This window comes from Bacteroides fluxus YIT 12057, from assembly GCF_000195635.1.
Lineage (GTDB): Bacteria > Bacteroidota > Bacteroidia > Bacteroidales > Bacteroidaceae > Bacteroides > Bacteroides fluxus.
In genome coordinates, this window is sequence record NZ_GL882694.1 from 50,824 (window position 1) to 67,485 (window position 16,662).

Annotated in this window: 12 protein-coding genes; 5 read left to right on the forward strand and 7 right to left on the reverse strand. The window is 46.9% G+C overall.

The genetic code is table 11. The features are described 5' to 3' along the window. The 5 genes from HMPREF9446_RS17005 to HMPREF9446_RS17025 are packed head-to-tail and all read left to right on the forward strand — an operon-like array spanning nucleotide 1 to nucleotide 10,277. A complete protein-coding gene (locus HMPREF9446_RS17005; RefSeq protein ID WP_009126972.1) occupies nucleotides 1-2,190 on the forward strand; it encodes an alpha-galactosidase in 2,190 nt (729 codons plus the stop codon). Nucleotides 2,191-2,207: 17 nt separating this feature from the next. Beyond that, complete coding sequence (locus tag HMPREF9446_RS17010) at nucleotides 2,208-4,235, forward strand: MGH1-like glycoside hydrolase domain-containing protein (protein ID WP_009126973.1); 2,028 nt, start codon at nucleotides 2,208-2,210, stop codon at nucleotides 4,233-4,235. A 39-nt stretch (nucleotides 4,236-4,274) separates the two neighbouring features. Next, nucleotides 4,275-6,266 (forward strand): glycoside hydrolase family 97 protein, encoded by a 1,992-nt coding sequence (locus HMPREF9446_RS17015; protein ID WP_009126974.1) that lies wholly within the window; start codon nucleotides 4,275-4,277, stop codon nucleotides 6,264-6,266. Between the two features lie 14 nt (nucleotides 6,267-6,280). Beyond that, a complete protein-coding gene (locus HMPREF9446_RS17020; RefSeq protein WP_009126975.1) occupies nucleotides 6,281-8,272 on the forward strand; it encodes a glucosidase family protein in 1,992 nt (663 codons plus the stop codon). Between the two features lie 7 nt (nucleotides 8,273-8,279). Next, nucleotides 8,280-10,277, forward strand: a complete 1,998-nt coding sequence (locus HMPREF9446_RS17025; protein WP_009126976.1) for a glycoside hydrolase family 97 protein — start codon at nucleotides 8,280-8,282, stop codon at nucleotides 10,275-10,277. 210 nt (nucleotides 10,278-10,487) lie between these two features. Here HMPREF9446_RS17025 and HMPREF9446_RS17030 read toward each other — a convergent pair whose 3' ends face one another. From HMPREF9446_RS17030 to HMPREF9446_RS17060, 7 genes are all read right to left on the reverse strand, one after another. Then, on the reverse strand, nucleotides 10,488-11,069 hold the full coding sequence (locus HMPREF9446_RS17030; protein WP_039969895.1) for a LemA family protein: 582 nt from the start codon (nucleotides 11,067-11,069) through the stop codon (nucleotides 10,488-10,490). Nucleotides 11,070-11,220: 151 nt separating this feature from the next. Next, nucleotides 11,221-12,129, reverse strand: a complete 909-nt coding sequence (locus tag HMPREF9446_RS17035) for a TPM domain-containing protein (RefSeq protein WP_039969897.1) — start codon at nucleotides 12,127-12,129, stop codon at nucleotides 11,221-11,223. Nucleotides 12,130-12,169: 40 nt separating this feature from the next. Further along, entirely contained in the window at nucleotides 12,170-13,165 is a 996-nt protein-coding gene (locus HMPREF9446_RS17040) for an alpha/beta hydrolase (RefSeq protein WP_009126979.1), read from the reverse strand. Continuing rightward, nucleotides 13,165-13,911 (reverse strand): shikimate dehydrogenase family protein, encoded by a 747-nt coding sequence (locus HMPREF9446_RS17045; RefSeq protein WP_009126980.1) that lies wholly within the window; start codon nucleotides 13,909-13,911, stop codon nucleotides 13,165-13,167. The genes HMPREF9446_RS17040 and HMPREF9446_RS17045 overlap by 1 nt, the downstream gene beginning before the upstream one ends. A gap of 31 nt (nucleotides 13,912-13,942) precedes the next feature. Beyond that, nucleotides 13,943-14,680: a bifunctional demethylmenaquinone methyltransferase/2-methoxy-6-polyprenyl-1,4-benzoquinol methylase UbiE gene (ubiE, locus tag HMPREF9446_RS17050; RefSeq protein WP_009126981.1), complete on the reverse strand. Its 738-nt coding sequence runs from the start codon at nucleotides 14,678-14,680 to the stop codon at nucleotides 13,943-13,945. 7 nt (nucleotides 14,681-14,687) lie between these two features. Then, complete coding sequence (locus HMPREF9446_RS17055; protein ID WP_009126982.1) at nucleotides 14,688-15,632, reverse strand: phosphoribosylaminoimidazolesuccinocarboxamide synthase; 945 nt, start codon at nucleotides 15,630-15,632, stop codon at nucleotides 14,688-14,690. Between the two features lie 26 nt (nucleotides 15,633-15,658). Then, nucleotides 15,659-16,660, reverse strand: a complete 1,002-nt coding sequence (locus HMPREF9446_RS17060) for a PhoH family protein (protein ID WP_009126983.1) — start codon at nucleotides 16,658-16,660, stop codon at nucleotides 15,659-15,661. Nucleotides 16,661-16,662: the final 2 nt, after the last annotated feature.

Consider the following 16,662-nt stretch of genomic DNA (forward strand, 5'->3'; position numbering starts at 1 on the left):
ATGAAAGCAAAACACTATTTACTATTGGCGATAAGTATATTGTCTTCAGGAAGCCTTTGGGCGAAGGATTACTTGATTTCCACTCCCAACACTTCATTGCTTCTTACGGCCACTCCCGGTGAAAAATCAAAGTTTCAATATTATGGCAGCCGTATTACAGAAAAAGAAATCCAAGGTATTTATGATAGCGGGCTGGCGTTCGGTACGGAGAGCTATCCGGTATTCGGGTTGAACACTGCCGGTGAACGGGCCATGGCAGTCACTCATGCCGATGGTAACATGTCACTCGATCTGGTTGTGGAAGAGGTAAACCAGTATCAGACCGATGAGGCCGAAACTACAGAGATACGCATGAAAGATCTGGTTTATCCGTTTGTACTGAAGCAATATTTCAAGGCCTATAAGGGAACCGACATCATTTCTACTTGGGTGGAAGTGGAGAATAACCATAGAAAGCCTATTACGCTGTATCGTTTTGCATCGGCCTTTTTGCCTGTACATCGGGGAGATAACTGGATGACGCATTTTCACGGATTCTGGGGAGCCGAGTGCACGATGGAGGAAGAGAAACTGACCAACGGCCAGAAAGTGATCAGTAACAAGGACGGATTGGTAAATACGGAATCCGACCATCCGTCGTTCATGCTTTCCATGGACGGTAAGCCACAGGAGGCTCATGGACATGTGTTGGCAGGTACGTTGGCATGGACCAGCAATTATCTTATCAAAATGGATGTCCATAATACGCGGTTCAACTTTTCGGCAGGAATCAACGAAGAAAACTCTCATTATACATTGGAGTACAAGGAGGTGTTTACTACTCCTGAGTTTGCCATGACCTACAGCACTACAGGAAAAGGCGGTGTTAGCCGTGCTTTCCATCGTTGGGCACGCCGGTATAAGTTGCATCAGGGCAATGTTCCCCACGATATATTGTTGAACAGTTGGGAAGGTGTCTATTTCAAGGTAAATCAGGAAGGTATGGACCGGATGATGGAAGCCTTTTCTGATATGGGAGGAGAGTTGTTTGTGATGGACGACGGATGGTTCGGCAACAAATATCCCCGCAACGGAGGCAACAGCAGCTTGGGCGACTGGGAAGTGTGCAAGGAGAAGCTGCCCCAAGGAATAGAAGGTCTGTTACAGTCGGCCAAGAAGCACAACATCAAATTCGGTATCTGGATAGAGCCGGAAATGTCGAATACAAAGAGCGAACTGTTTGAAAATCATCCCGATTGGATTATGCGTGTCAAAAACCGTCCTTTATCTACAGGGCGGGGAGGCACACAGGTAGTACTCGATCTTACTAACCCCGAAGTGCAGGATTTTGTATTCGGTGTAGTGGATAACCTGATGACCAAGCACCCGGAAATTGCCTATATGAAGTGGGATGACAACAGCTGCTTGATGGATTACGGCTCGCAATATCTTCCCAAAGAGAAGCAGTCCCACCTTTATATAGACTATCAGAAGGGATTGATAAACGTCTTGAAACGCATTCGTGCCAAATATCCCGATCTGGTACTGCAAGCCTGTGCCGGTGGCGGTGGTCGGGTGAACTACGGTCTTCTGCCTTATTTCAACGAATTCTGGACCAGCGATGATACGGATGCACTGCAACGCATCTATATGCAATGGGGCGTGTCCTCTTTCTATCCTGCCGTGGCAATGGCTGCTCACGTCAGTGCCGACCGGAACCATCAGACTGGACGTACCATCCCCTTGAAGTTCCGTTTTGATGTGGCAATGTCGGGGCGTTTGGGCATGGAGATTCAGCCCAAGGATATGAGCGATGCAGACAAGGCGTATGCCAAGCGTGCGATTGCGGCTTATAAGGACATCCGGAATGTGGTTCAGTTTGGCGATCTCTATCGTCTTGCCTCTCCCTATGACAATACAGGGGTGGCTTCGTTGATGTATGTTACCCCCGAGAAAGAACGGGCGGTGTTTTATGTCTATAAAACATCCCATTTCATCAATATGATTCTTCCCAAGGTATGTATGGACGGGCTTGACCCTCAGAAAATGTACCGGTTGAAGGACCTTACTCCTTTGAAAGAAGATAAGCCTTGCGGACTGCACGGTAAGGTAATCAGCGGAAAAATATTGATGGAGGAAGGAATTGTTTTGCAAAAACTTTTAAAGAATGAATATTCCAGCTTAGCTTTGGAGCTGGAAGAAGTGAAATAGAAAATAATAATTATACCATGAAAAAAAGAACAATGATTGTTGCTGCCTCTTTGGCTTTGACTCTTCTTCAGTCTTGCGCTAAAGACACGTATAAACAGGACCAATTTGTAAACCTGCTGAATATTGAAACGGGCACCACGCATAGCCCCGAAGGATATTTCTTTGCCGACTTTGGATGTTGGCACGGATATGGATTCAATAACTCTTCCGATATGTCTGAGGCCGGTGGCTTTCGCGGTCCCGCATTTGCGGGTGAACGTAGTTTGGGCTTGCAATGGCTTTCACCCTGTTTTGAAAAGCTGACGTTGATGGAAGAAGGGAACGCAGTGCCTTATACAAAGATAGTCTCTTATGAATATCTGCCCGGTATGTTGAGGCAGTATTTGCAGGCAGGTTCGTTGAGTGTGGAGATGAAACAGATTGCGGTAACCAGCCGTAGCACGATGATTCAGTACACGATTACCAATCAAGGGGCGGAGAACCGTAGCATTGCATCTGTATTGCAGGGTAGGGCAACCTATAAAGATGCCGGTTTCTCATTGGAATCCGGCAATGCGGTTACTGTGAATGTTGCAGGGGGCAAGCATTATTTCGTGCTCTCTTTGCCCGATACCTGGACAGTGAAGAATGGCTCGGAAAAGAATATGTATGTGGCATCCGGAAAAAGCACGGATTTGCGCCCCGGAAAATCATATACTTTCCATACTTTTACTTCGTATTGTCCTGCTACCGGCAAGCAGGACGCATTGGCCGAACACGCTTCCTTGAAGGTGAAAGACGCAGAAAAATATTTGAGCCGGAATGCTGAGCGTTGGGAGGGATACTTAAGCAGTATCCTTGATCGTGATACTGAATATTTGGAAAGCGACCGTAACCGTAAGTGGGCGGTAAAGGCACTCATGACTTTACACACCAACTGGCGTAGTGCCGCAGGCGACTTGAAGCACGGCGGTGTGCAGCCCAGCACCGGTCATTTCAACGCATTTTGGGCGTGGGATAGTTGGGAACATGCGGTAGGCTTATCCATCTTTAATCCTGAATTGGCAAAGGAACAGATGCTTACCATGTTCGACTTTCAAACTCCTGAAGGTATGATTATCGACCTTGTCGGGCTGGATGCAAAAGAGAACAATGAGGTTTGCTCCAAACCGCCCATTGCAGGCTGGGCAACTTATATGGTGTACCAACGCTCCAAGGATAAAGCATTTGCCAAGGAGATGCTTCCGAAGCTGCTTAAATACCACGAATGGCGATACAAATACCGTGACCATGACCAAAACGGTTTGTGTGAATATGGCGGCATCGCTCCCCAGGTTTATCAGGGACAATGGGAGAGTGGTATGGATGTGGCAGTAAAGTTCGACGGTGTGAAGATGCTGAAGAATGCCGAAGGTGCCTATTCTTTCGACCAGGAATCCATTGAACTGAACAGTTACCTCTGTGCAGAGAAGTTCTATCTGGCTTATCTGTTGGACGAGGTCGGGGATAAAGCACAGGCAGCCCGTTTTCGTGAAGAAGGGAAGAAACTGAAGAATATGATTCAGGAGAAGTTCTTCGATAAAGAAACCGGTTTCTTCTATGATCGTAAGATGGGTACGGGCGAGCTGGTGAAGGTAATCGACATCTCGGGTTGGATTCCTCTTTTTACCGGAGTGGCTACTCCCGAACAGGCTGCCGCAGTGAAGAAGAATATGCTTGATCCCGAACTTTTCGGTACTTACTTCCCTTTTTCCTCGCTCAACCACAAGCATCCGCTTTATCAGCCCGACAAGGGATATTTCCGTGGACAGACTTGGATGAATTACACTTATTTCGGTATTCGTGGCTGGAAAAACTACGGTTTCATGGAAGATGCCGCGAAATATACAAATCTCTTGCCCGATCGCCTGAAAGGACTGACCGAACCCGGTTATCCCATCCGTGAGAACTGGAATTCGGCTACGGGCGAAGCGATGACAGCCAAACACTTCGGATGGTCAAGCGCATTCTCTATTCTGCTGTTGGCTGAGGATACTGATACTTTCCCTTATGTACCGGGAATGTAGAAATGTCAAATTGTGTAGTTACAAATAAATAATAAGTATATGACAAATATTAAATCACTCTGTTTATGTTTACTGGTTGCTTTGGTGTGCCTGCCCTTAGGGGCGGCAGACCATTTGCTGAAATCTCCTGACGGGAAATTAGTTGTAGAAATAGATACGGAGGGGCAATTGAAATATGCCCTGAAACGTGAAGGGCAACTTCTGTTGGATAAAAGTTTGATCGGTCTGGTACTGGAGGATCGGGTTTTAGGAGAGAATGTGAAAGTGCGTCGGGTAAACCGGCGTTCCATGGTAGAGGAGACAATTGTGTCGCCGCACTATCGTTTTTCTTCTTTCAATTTGGTTTATAATGAGTTGGACATTCAATTGAAGGGGAGCTTCGGAGTAATATTCAGAGCTTATAATGAAGGGATTGCCTATCGTTTATATACCACGGCAAAGGAAGGCTTGACGATAAGGGATGAGGTAGTACAGATGAATTTCCCCAAAGATTATACAACCTATATGGCGTACTCTACGGTAAAACCGGGAAAGGATCAATATGCAATGGCATTTCAGAACCTGTACACCAAAAGTAGCGTGACGGGAGTAAAGACGGACAACATTGCTTTCCTCCCTATAACGGTAGATTGTGGCAATGAAGTGAAATTGACGTTAATGGAGTCTGATTTGGAAGATTATCCGGGTATGTTTGTCAAAGGTGACGGGAAAAGTACCTCCTTGCAGGGTACGTTCGCCCGGTATCCTACGGAATTAAAGAGTTTCGCTCCCCGAGCCATGAAACGTGTCGTGGAGCGAGCCGATTACATAGCAAAGACGGAAGGCAAGCGTACTTATCCGTGGCGTATCTGGGCTGTGTCCGAAAGGGATACGGAAATGCCGGTTAATAATTTGGTGTATGCCCTGGCCTCGCCTAACCGTATCGGAGATTGCTCATGGATAAAGACCGGAAAAGTAGCTTGGGATTGGTGGAATGATTGGGGAATCTCTGGCGTAGATTTCAAGGCAGGCATCAATATGAAAACCTATAAATACTATATTGATTTTGCCGCCGACAATCATATTGAGTTTGTGGTATTGGATGAGGGTTGGTATGATCCGGGGAAAGGTGACATGCTGACGGTCATTCCGGAACTTGATTTGCCGGAACTGGTGCGGTATGGCAAAAGCAAGGGCGTTGACCTGATATTGTGGGCTGTCTTCAATGTACTCGATGATCAGCTGGAAGCCGCTTGCAAGAAATATTCCGAGATGGGAATCAGTGGTTTCAAAATAGATTTCTTGGATCGTGACGACCAGACTGCTGTAGAGATGACCTACCGTATTGCCGAGATGGCTGCCAAGTATAAACTGACTCTGGATTTGCACGGTTTTTATAAGCCAACGGGATTGAACCGTACTTATCCTAATATTATTAATTTTGAATCGGTATTCGGCATGGAAGAAATGAAATGGAGTACCGTGGCGAAAGATATGATGGAATATGATGTGACAATGCCCTATATCCGTATGATGACAGGTCCGGTGGACTATACACCCGGAGCTATGCGCAATGCTTCCAAAAAAGATTTCAAGGATATTTACTACAATCCGATGAGCCAGGGAACGCGTTGCCATCAGTTGGCTGCTTATGTCATACATGATTCTCCGCTGACGATGCTCGCCGATAATCCTACCATCTACAAGCGCGAACAAGAATGCACCGATTTTATAGTCAGCATTCCCAATAAGAATATCGAGGAAACCCGTGTATTGCAAGGCAAGTTGGGAGAGTCGGTAGTTATAGCCCGCAAAATTGGCTCTTCTTGGTATGTGGGAGGAATGACCGATTGGACAGCACGGGAAATAACTCTTGATTTTGGTTTCTTGGGTGATGGTACTTATGAAGTGGTGCTGTTTAGGGATGGTGTCAATGCGGATAAGCAGGCGGAAGACTATAAGAAAGAGATTTTCACTGTCACCCCGGATTCAGAGAAGAAGATACGTATGGCTTCGGGAGGCGGTTTTGCAATGACGGTCGTTAAAAAATAAGTGAACATAGGTATATGAGAAAGTTAATATTGTCCTTGGTTGCCGTTATTTGCTTGCATACAGTCTATGCACAGCAGTATTGGCGGATAGATAAAGGTAATAACAGCATTACGTGGCGGGTGAAAAAAGGCGAAGCGCACCATGACCATATAGAGATGAGTGGAAAACAGGTGTCGGTGGTACTGAGATATGGCGTCAAGGAAGACGGAACTTTTGAGTTGAACAAAAGTATGGTGTGGCCGATGTTGCGCACGATACCTAATAACACACATGGCAGTCTGATGCGCCGCCTTGACTGGAATCCATTGGAGGATGTCATGGTAGAGGGACGGGCTATGCGGGAACAGGTGAAATCCGTTACTTTGAATGGGACATTGGAAGTGGTAAGCGATATTCATGCGGGGAAGAATCGTTCTTTATCTTTGAAGCGTACTTATTTGCCGTCGGTTGACTTGCCTTCCTTGGTGGAAATCTATGAGTTCACAAATACAGGTAGCGTGGCAGTAGATATTGAAATACCAAAGATAGACATCGTTTCCCCCACGAATCCAGAGAAGGGAGTAGAAGGCAGTTACTCCGTTCTATGTGTATCGGAGGATGGAGTTTCACAAACCATACTGCCAGGCAAAACTGTTACTTTCTCTGCTTCCGTTTCTGCCCATAAGGTTCTTCCGGAAAAAAGGATAGATGCCGCAAGGGAATTGGAGAAGCGCAGGGCTGTGGTTGCCGAATGGATGAATAACCTTGTCTTGGATACCCCCGATCCCGTAATCAATGAAATGTTCGCCTTTTCCAAGATACGTGCGCTTGAAAGCATTTATGATACGAAAGGCGGACCTATGCACGGACCGGGTGGCGAGTCTTATTATGCCGCTATCTGGGCGAATGACCAGGCTGAATATATCAATCCCTACTTTCCGTTTGTGGGCTATCGGTATGGAAATGCCTCTGCAGTGAACTCGTTCAAACACTTCGCCCGCTATATGAATGATGAGTGGAAGCCTATCCCCAGTTCGATAGTTGCCGAAGGAGACAGTTATTGGAACGGGGCGGGTGACCGCGGAGATGCGGCAATGATTGCTTATGGCGCTGCGCGTTACGCATTGGCGAGCGGCAATAGGGAAGAAGCGCGGGAACTGTGGCCGCTGATTGAATGGTGTCTGGAATTCAGTCGCCGGAAAATCAATGAAGACGGGGTTGTAACCTCGGATGCTGATGAATTGGAAGGACGTTTCCCGGCAGGGGAGGCGAATCTGTGTACTTCTTCTTTGTACTATGATGCATTGCTTTCAGCCGCTTATCTGGCAGAAGACTTGGGAAAGGGAAATGCTGTTGCCGGAAAGTATCGCCGGCAGGCGGCTCGATTGGAGAAGGCCATAGACCGTTATTTTGCAGCTGAGGTAGAAGGTTTTGATACCTATGCTTATTATAAAGGGAATGATGTGCTTCGTGCCTGGATTTGTATTCCTTTGACGGTAGGTATTAACAAGCGTGCTGTAGGAACTATTGACGCCCTTTTTTCGCCTCGTTTGTGGACAGAGAACGGGTTGTTGACAGCCTCCGGTGATAAGACTTTTTGGGATCGTTCTACCTTGTACGCTTTACGTGGTGTCTTTATGGCAGGTGAAGTAGAGAAGGCGATGGAATATATGAAGCGTTATTCAGCCACCCGGTTGTTGGGAGCGCATGTTCCTTATGCCGTAGAGGCATGGCCGGAAGGCGGGCAACGTCATCTATCCGCTGAAAGCGCATTGTATGGACGTATTGTTACGGAAGGAATGTTCGGCATTCGTCCCACAGGCTTGAATTCTTTTTCCATGAAACCGCAATTGCCACAGGAATGGAACCGCATGTCACTTCGCAAGGTAAGGGCGTTCGGTACGGAATTTGATGTTCAAGTGGTTCGCAAAAAAGGAGAACTGCTACAGGTAACCGTCATGAAAGGCGGTAAGCCGGTACTGAAGCGGAGTGTAAAGAACGGAACATCGTTGAACTGTAAATTTTGAATAGTATATGAATATAGTAAGTAAGAAATGGGTGGCTATCATATTGATAGCTGCTCCTTTGTGGGGGTACGCACAAAAAGTGGTGGAACTGAAGGACCCGTCGGGCAAAGTTTCAGTGAACGTAACGATAGGCAATGAAATCATTTATTCTGTGTCTCATGAGGGAGATGTCATGGTAGGGGCTTCTCCCATATCCATGGCTTTGGTTGATGGGACGGTGTTCGGTAAAGAACCTCGTTTGCGTAAGAAAAGCATCAAGACAATCAACCAGACGATCTATCCTCCTATCTATAAAAAGAAAAGCATCAAAGATCATTATAATGAATTGACTTTGGACTTTAAAGGTGGGTATAGCTTGATATTCAGAGCTTATGAAGACGGTGCCGCCTATCGTTTTGTCTCTAACTTGAAGAAACCGTTTTGGGTAGAGAGTGAGCAGGCGGTATTTAACTTACCGGATAATCCGAAGATATTTGCTGCTACGCCTAAAGGACGCCAGGTGGACGGAAAGGAAAATCAGTATCATAGTTCGTTCCAGAATACTTATCAGCATGTGTCGCTTGCCGAATGGGATAAAAGCCGTCTGGCATTCTTACCTGTATTGACCGAAGGAAAAGGAGGTAAGAAAATATGTATTACCGAGGCTGATTTGTTGAATTATCCGGGTATGTTTCTGAAAGTATCTTCGGATGACAAGGGCTTCTATGGTGATTTTGCCGCATACCCGAAAGATGTTTCCGTAGAGGTAAGAGGATTGAAGGGAGTAGTCAAAACCCGGGAACCCTATATTGCCAAGGTGGAGGGGAGGACTGCTTTCCCGTGGCGTGTGATGGTTATAGCTGAAGAAGATGCGGACTTGCTTTGCAATGACATGGTATATAAACTTGCCACTCCTGCGGCAGAAGGCGATTATTCGTGGGTAAAACCCGGCAAGGTAGCTTGGGACTGGTGGAATGACTGGAACATCTACAATGTGGACTTTCGTGCCGGAATTAATACGGAAACGTATAAGTATTATATTGATTTCGCTTCAAAATTCGGTATTGAATATGTTATATTAGATGAAGGGTGGGCAGTTGCCGGACCTGCTGATTTGATGCAAGTAGTTCCTGAGATAGATTTGAATGAATTGGTACACTATGCAAATACTAAAAAGGTTGGTTTGATATTATGGGCGGGTTACCGTGCTTTCGATTTGGATATGGATCGTGTTTGCAAGCATTATGCTGCAATGGGAATCAAAGGTTTTAAAATTGATTTCATGGATCGCGACGATCAGTATATGATAGACTTCAACCGCCGTTGTGCGGAAACAGGCGCTAAATATAAATTACTCATAGATTTGCACGGTACTTCCAAGCCGACAGGATTGCAGCGTACTTATCCGAATGCGATTAATTTTGAAGGTGTTCATGGTTTGGAAGAGCTGAAATGGGCGCAACCGGGTACAGACCAGGTAACCTATGACGTGACGATGCCGTTTATTCGTATGGTTGCCGGTTCAGTGGATTACACACAAGGTGCTATGAACAACGTAAATAAGGAGAACTTTAAATCTATTTACTCTGAACCGATGAGCCAGGGTACACGTTGTCGGCAACTGGCCCAGTACGTGGTTTTTGATTCTCCGTTGAATATGTTGTGTGATGCTCCAACCAATTATATGAAAGAGGAAGAATGCACAAAATTCATCGCGGCCATTCCTACCGTTTGGGATGACACAAAGGTGTTGAATGGGAAGATTGGAGAATATTTGGCTATAGCCCGTCAGAAAGACAGTATTTGGTATGTAGGCGCATTAACCAATTGGGATGCCCGTGATATGGAACTTGACTTGTCTTTTTTAGGGAAAGACGTTAATCGTATTGAAATCTTTGAGGACGGAATCAATGCCGATAGGGTAGGGAAAGACTATAGACGTAAAGTTATAAGTTTGCCTGCTGATAAAAAAATAAAGATACACATGGCTCCGGGAGGAGGATTTGTTATGAGAACATTGAAATAAAATAGGCTGCCTCAATATAATAAAAGGAGGTGTGTCAAAATAAAGATTTAGAACACAACTTACACAAATTACGCAACCCCTGCTTTTTAATGACTACTGATAATCAACGATTATCAGATTCGCTTTTTTGCGTAATTTGTGTAATTTGCGTTCTTTTATCAGTTTTGACACACCTCCTTTTATTATATGTCTAATCTGTGATTATTTGCTTCAGAACTGTACCTGGGGAGCTTGTTCTGTTCCTTCGGCTGCCTCGAAGTAAGCACGCTTGTCAAAGCCGAACAGTCCGGCAAGGATATTCTTCGGGAAACGGCGGATAGCGGTGTTGAATTCTTTGGCTGCGTTGTTGAAATTGGTACGGGCTACGTTGATGCGGTTTTCAGTACCTTCCAGCTGTGCTTGAAGTTCCAGGAAATTCTGGTTAGCCTTCAAGTCGGGATAGTTCTCCGTAATGGCAAGCAGTTTGCCGAGGGCAGAAGTCACGGCACCTTGTGCTTTCTGGTATTCAGCCAGCTTTTCCGGTGTCAAGTCATTGGCATCCACTTTGATTTGAGTGGCTTTGCTGCGAGCTTCCACTACGCCTTCCAGTGTTTCCTTCTCGTGCGTGGCATATCCTTTCACTGTATTTACAAGGTTTGGAATCAGGTCGGCACGACGTTGGTATTGTGTTTCTACGTTCGACCATTGTCCGCTGACGTTTTCGTCCATGGTTACAAGTCCGTTATAGCCGGTTACTCCCCAAATGGCGAGAAGGGCTATAACAACGATAATGATAATGGTTGATTTTTTCATACTTTTCATTTTTAAGCCTCACCCCCGACCCCTCTCCCGTAGAGAGGGGAGGAGGAAAGTGCGGTTATTAATCATTTAATTGTATTCTATCATATTCTATATAACTTTTTTCATTTCCTCTCTCTACGGGAGAGGGGCCGGAAGTGAGGCCTTAGAATCTTGAACCGGCTCCACCGCCGCCTCCCATACCGCCTCCGAAGCTGCCACCGCTGAAGCTTCCGCCTCCTCCGCCTCCGAAGAGACCTCCTCCGCCGAGGATGACCGGTCCGCTGCCTCCGCCTCCTCGGTAATTCTCATCGTATGACTGCTGGCGGCGTACCACCTTGTGTCCGCAATTGCGACAGGTGTAGGTCACGTCTTCGGTTTTCACTCCATTGCGGCGCGAAATGAGTACGCTTCCGCTTCTCTGCAATTTATGTTGTCCGCAGTTGGGGCATTTGTTGGCGGCACGTTGGGCAAGGATACCTATTATCAGTGCTACTCCAAAGAAACCGAAAAGCCCCAACAGGATACCTCCTAGGGAGAGGTCCTCCTCTTCTTCCGTGTCATTCACCATACTGCCGTCGAGGCGTGCACAGACCGCCTTTACGCCCGCCACCATTCCGGCATTCCAATTACCGTCTTTCAGATAGGGAATCATGTACTTGGTTTGTATGCGTTTGCAGATGGCATCGGGCAGGTCTCCTTCTAGGCCGTATCCCGTATAAAACTGGATGCAGCGTTGGTCGGTTACCAGCAGAATGACCAGACCGTTGTTTTTCTCTTTCTTTCCCACTCCCCATTCATTGAGCAGCCGGTGTGAAAAGTCGAAGCAGTCTTCTTGTCCGATGGACGGGACAACGGCGACTACTGTTTCAATGCCCGTCTGCTGTTCCAATGCGTAGAGCATGCGGTCTATGGCGTCGCATGCCTCTGTGGATAAGATGCCGGCAGGGTTGCAGACATAACGTGTCTTGTCCTGAAGGTGTACTTTAGGAATGTTCTTGGTGGTGTAGATTTCTTGTGCCTGCAAGGATATGAGCAGGCACAAGAAGAATGCTATGGAAATAAATCGTTTCATATTGCCAATATTTGTTGCGGCGAAGATAGGCAAAATCACATCAATGTATGTATTTCCCTACGAATTTCTTTACATGCCCGGTGTATTCCTGTGGGTAATCCTTGTAAGACATGGCATGTGTGGCACCGGGTACAATCCATAATTCTTTGGGTTCGGGCTTGGCTTCGTAGAGGGGATAGACCATCCACGTCGGTACAAAGGTGTCGGCATCACCGTGGATGAAGAGCATAGGCAAAGTACATTTCTTTACTTGCTCCAAGGCGGAAGCTTCCCGGAAGTCCCATCCGTACTCCTGTTGGCAGAGCCAGCTTGCAGTATGCAGTAGGGGGAAAGCAGGCAGTCCGAACTGTTCTTTCAACTCTCCGCGAAACTCGTCCCATACGCTTGTGTAGCCGCAGTCTTCCACAAAACACTTGATGAAAGGCTGTTGGTATTGTCCGTGTTCCACTTCGCCGGATACCATCATGGTGGTGGCGGCTCCCATGGAGATGCCGTGTACTACCATTTTTGTACTGCGGGACTCTATGCTGTCTGCCAGGTTGCGTCCGAAAAGCTCATCGGCGGTTTCGGTCCATTGCAGTACGTCGAGCCGGTCTTTCCAGCCCATCTGTACATGGTCCCCTTCGCTCATCCCGTGCCCGTAAAGGTCGGGTAGCAGGATATTGAAGCCCATTTCCTTGCTGTATAAATAACCTATCATCAGCATGCGCACGGCATTGTCCGTATATCCGTGTACGATGACTGCCGTCTTGCCGGTGGGACGGGCGGCGGCAACATAGAGTGCATGCAGCGTCTCTCCGCGGTCGTTCTCAATGTAGAAGTCCTTCAGTGCTCCTGCGGTCATCAGACTGTCCACCCAGGGGTGCAGTTCGGGATAGCGCTCGTACATGAAATCGTAGGATGCGGCGATGTTACGGCTGCGTGAAACGAGGTCGTCCGGTTTCAAGGAGTAGCCCAGCATGTAGTACCCTGCACACAACAATAGGGTGCAGAGGGCAGCCAGACCGAGAATCGAATATTTTACGGTTTTCTTCATTATTTATTCCAAATTTCCCATGCAGCAAAGGCCTGCAACAGCAACATCTCCAGTCCGTTCTTGGTGACAGCTCCTTGTGCCTGTCCTTTCTTCATGAAGAGGGTTTCGTTTGGATTATATAACAAATCGTAGAGCAAATGGTTGGGAGTCAGCAGACCGTAAGGGATATTAGGACAGAAGTCCACTTTGGGGTACATGCCTACCGGGGTACAGTTGACAATCACCGTGTACTCCTGCATGATTTCCGGTGTCAGCTCTTCGTAAGTGAGGTATTTGTCCTCTTTCTTGGTGCGCGACACGAAAGTGCTTTGGATGCCCAGATTTTCCAAGCCGCGATGTATGGCTTTCGAGGCGCCTCCTGTTCCTAAGATGAGAGCCTTTTGATGGTGCGGTTGCAGCAACGGTTCAATGGATTGGGTAAATCCGATGATGTCCGAGTTATATCCCACTAATTTTACCTTTCCTTTGGGAAGACGGGTGATTTTGATGACATTGACTGCACCTATCTTGGCCGTATCTTTATCCAATTCGTCCAAATAGGGAATCACTTGTTCTTTGTAGGGGATAGTCACGTTGAGTCCGCAGAGGTTGGGGTTTTCCTCTATCACTTCCATGAAATCTTCGATGCGGGGAATCTCAAAGTTTACGTATTCTGCATCGATATTCTCTGCTTTGAATTTTTCATTGAAATATCCGATGGAAAACGAATGTTTCAGCGGGTAACCTATTAAACCGTATTTCTGCATGATTAGGGTGTGTTAAAGGGATGATTAGTGCCTATTTTCTAGCCATATATAATGTACATATTCCAAAAGTCAACCGCTTGAAGCTTACCTCACTGAATCCTGCTTTGCGGATTACTTCCTGCATTACCTCTCCTTGCGGAAAGGCGTGGATACTTTCAGGCAGATAGGTGTAAGCGCTGTTGTCTTTTGAGATACATTTGCCGAGCAGGGGGATAACTATTCTGGAGTAAACGGTAAACAACTGTTTCATCGGGAAACGGTCTGGAGTGGAAAGTTCCAGAATGACCAAATGACCGCCGGGAGACAATACCCGGCACATTTCAGAAATACCTTTGTCCAAGTCTTCAAAGTTCCGGACACCGAACGCTACGGTTACGGCGTCGAAACTGCCATCGGCAAACGAGAGGCAGGTACAATCCTCCCGGACAAAAGATATCTTGTCCGAGAGATGTGCCTGTTTTACCTTTTCACGTCCCACTTCCATCATGCCTTCCGAAATGTCGGTACCCGTCAGCGTGTCCGGCTGGAGTTCACGGCAGGCAAGAATGGCGAAATCGCCGGTGCCGGTAGCTACATCCATGATGCGGCGGGGGCGGAAGGGGCGGAGCATATTGATGGCTTTCTTGCGCCAGTTTCGGTCTATACCCATTGACAGGGTATGGTTCAGCTTGTCGTAGGCAGGAGCAATGTTGTTGAACATTTTTTCCACCTGCTCGCTCTTTTTTCCGTCCTTGCCGTAAGGCTTGATGTGTTCTTGTGGATAATTCATTTTTAAATTATTTATTCAAAAATGCTTCAACGTTTTTGCCTATACGTTCGGCGATGTTGCTGGTATCTTCCTTGATGAACTTTTCACCGGTGATGTGTTCATACAACTCGATGTAACGCTCGCTGATTGAATTGACAATTTCATCCGTCATTTCCGGAACCTGCTGTCCTTCCTTGCCCTGGAAACCGTTGTCCATCAACCACTCGCGTACGAACTCCTTGGAGAGCTGCTTCTGGGGTTCTCCTTTGGCAAAGCGTTCCTCGTAGCCTTCCGAATAGAAGTAACGGCTGGAGTCCGGAGTATGAATTTCGTCCATCAGATAGATTTTGCCGTCGTGCTTGCCGAATTCATATTTGGTATCTACAAGAATCAGCCCGCGTTCGGCGGCGATTTCGGAACCACGGTTAAAGAGGGCCATGGTGTATTTTTCCAGGATGGCATATTCTTCAGGAGTAGCCAGGCCTTTTGCCAGAATCTCCTCTTTGGAGATATCAGCGTCGTGCTCGCCGATCTCGGCTTTGGTCGTCGGGGTGATGATGGGTTCGGGGAATTTCTGGTTCTCCTTCATTCCTTCGGGCAGTTTCACACCGCAGATTTCACGGACGCCGCTTTTATAAGCACGCCATGCGCTGCCGCAGAGGTAACCGCGTACAATCATTTCTACGGGGAATCCTTCACACATCACGCCTACCGTCACCATTGGGTCGGGCGTGGCTATTTTCCAGTTGGGGCAGATGTCGGTTGTGGCATCCAGAAATTTTGCTGCAATCTGGTTCAGCATTTGCCCCTTGAAAGGAATGCCTTTCGGCAATACAACGTCGAAGGCAGAGATACGGTCGGTAGCTACCATGACCAACTTTTCACCGTTGATGTTATACACATCACGTACTTTTCCGTGATAGACACTTTTCTGTCCCGGAAAGTTAAATTCAGTTGCTGTTAATGCTTTCATCTTTGTAATATTTACGATTTGAGAATTTACTGTTTCTGTTCAATCTTGCTATCGGCTTGTCCGGCCTTGCGTCTTTCGCGCTCCGCTTTCGCTTCTTTGTCAAACTTTTCGTAAGCTTCTACTATCTGTGTGACTAATTTATGCCTTACGATGTCTTTCTTGTTCAACTCCACAAAGCTGATGCCTTTCACACCTTTCAGAATCTTCAAAGCCTGCACCAGACCCGAAGTCTGGGAAGAAGGCAAGTCAATCTGCGTCATGTCTCCCGTGACAATCATCTTGGTGTTCATTCCCATACGGGTGAGGAACATCTTGATCTGTTGTGTGGTGGTGTTCTGCGCTTCGTCCAGAATAACGACGGCATCGTTCAGTGTGCGTCCGCGCATAAAGGCGAGAGGGGCAATCTGAATGATGTTCAGTTCCATGTATTCTTTCAGCTTGGCGGCAGGTATCATATCCTGCAAGGCATCGTAGAGAGGTTGCAGGTATGGGTCTATCTTGTCCTTCATGTCGCCCGGTAAAAAGCCAAGTTTTTCTCCGGCTTCTACGGCAGGGCGGCTGAGGATGATTTTCTTTATCTCCTTGTTCTTCAAGGCACGGACAGCCAATGCTATAGCGGTATAAGTCTTTCCCGAACCTGCGGGGCCAATGGCAAATACCATGTCATTCTTGGCGAAGGCCTCCACCAGTTTCAACTGGTTATCGCTACGCGGGATAATCGGCTTGCCGGTTACGCTGAAAACGATGACGTTGCCCGACTTCTCTGCCTGCGGAGCATTGCCTTTGATGATATCTATAATAACTTCCTCTTTCAGAGAGTTGTATTCGGCGCAGTATTTTTCCAGTTTGGTGATGTTTTCCTCAAATGCGCACATTTCCTCCTCGTCTCCCAATACTTTGATGACATTGCCGCGGGCCACGATGCGGAGTTTAGGATAAAGAGCCTTTATCAATTGCATATTGGCGTTGTTTACACCATAAAAAATAACCGGGTCAATATCCTCAAGAACAATTAGTTTTTCTATCATTG

Bases quoted from the DNA above. Each gene is read 5' to 3' on its own strand.
- HMPREF9446_RS17005 (WP_009126972.1), top strand. From the start codon at position 1: ATGAAAGCAAAACACTATTTACTATTGGCGATAAGTATATTGTCTTCA.
- HMPREF9446_RS17010 (WP_009126973.1), top strand. From the start codon at position 2,208: ATGAAAAAAAGAACAATGATTGTTGCTGCCTCTTTGGCTTTGACTCTT.
- HMPREF9446_RS17015 (WP_009126974.1), top strand. From the start codon at position 4,275: ATGACAAATATTAAATCACTCTGTTTATGTTTACTGGTTGCTTTGGTG.
- HMPREF9446_RS17020 (WP_009126975.1), top strand. From the start codon at position 6,281: ATGAGAAAGTTAATATTGTCCTTGGTTGCCGTTATTTGCTTGCATACA.
- HMPREF9446_RS17025 (WP_009126976.1), top strand. From the start codon at position 8,280: ATGAATATAGTAAGTAAGAAATGGGTGGCTATCATATTGATAGCTGCT.
- HMPREF9446_RS17030 (WP_039969895.1), bottom strand. From the start codon at position 11,069: ATGAAAAAATCAACCATTATCATTATCGTTGTTATAGCCCTTCTCGCC.
- HMPREF9446_RS17035 (WP_039969897.1), bottom strand. From the start codon at position 12,129: ATGAAACGATTTATTTCCATAGCATTCTTCTTGTGCCTGCTCATATCC.
- HMPREF9446_RS17040 (WP_009126979.1), bottom strand. From the start codon at position 13,165: ATGAAGAAAACCGTAAAATATTCGATTCTCGGTCTGGCTGCCCTCTGC.
- HMPREF9446_RS17045 (WP_009126980.1), bottom strand. From the start codon at position 13,911: ATGCAGAAATACGGTTTAATAGGTTACCCGCTGAAACATTCGTTTTCC.
- ubiE (WP_009126981.1), bottom strand. From the start codon at position 14,680: ATGAATTATCCACAAGAACACATCAAGCCTTACGGCAAGGACGGAAAA.
- HMPREF9446_RS17055 (WP_009126982.1), bottom strand. From the start codon at position 15,632: ATGAAAGCATTAACAGCAACTGAATTTAACTTTCCGGGACAGAAAAGT.
- HMPREF9446_RS17060 (WP_009126983.1), bottom strand. From the start codon at position 16,660: ATGATAGAAAAACTAATTGTTCTTGAGGATATTGACCCGGTTATTTTT.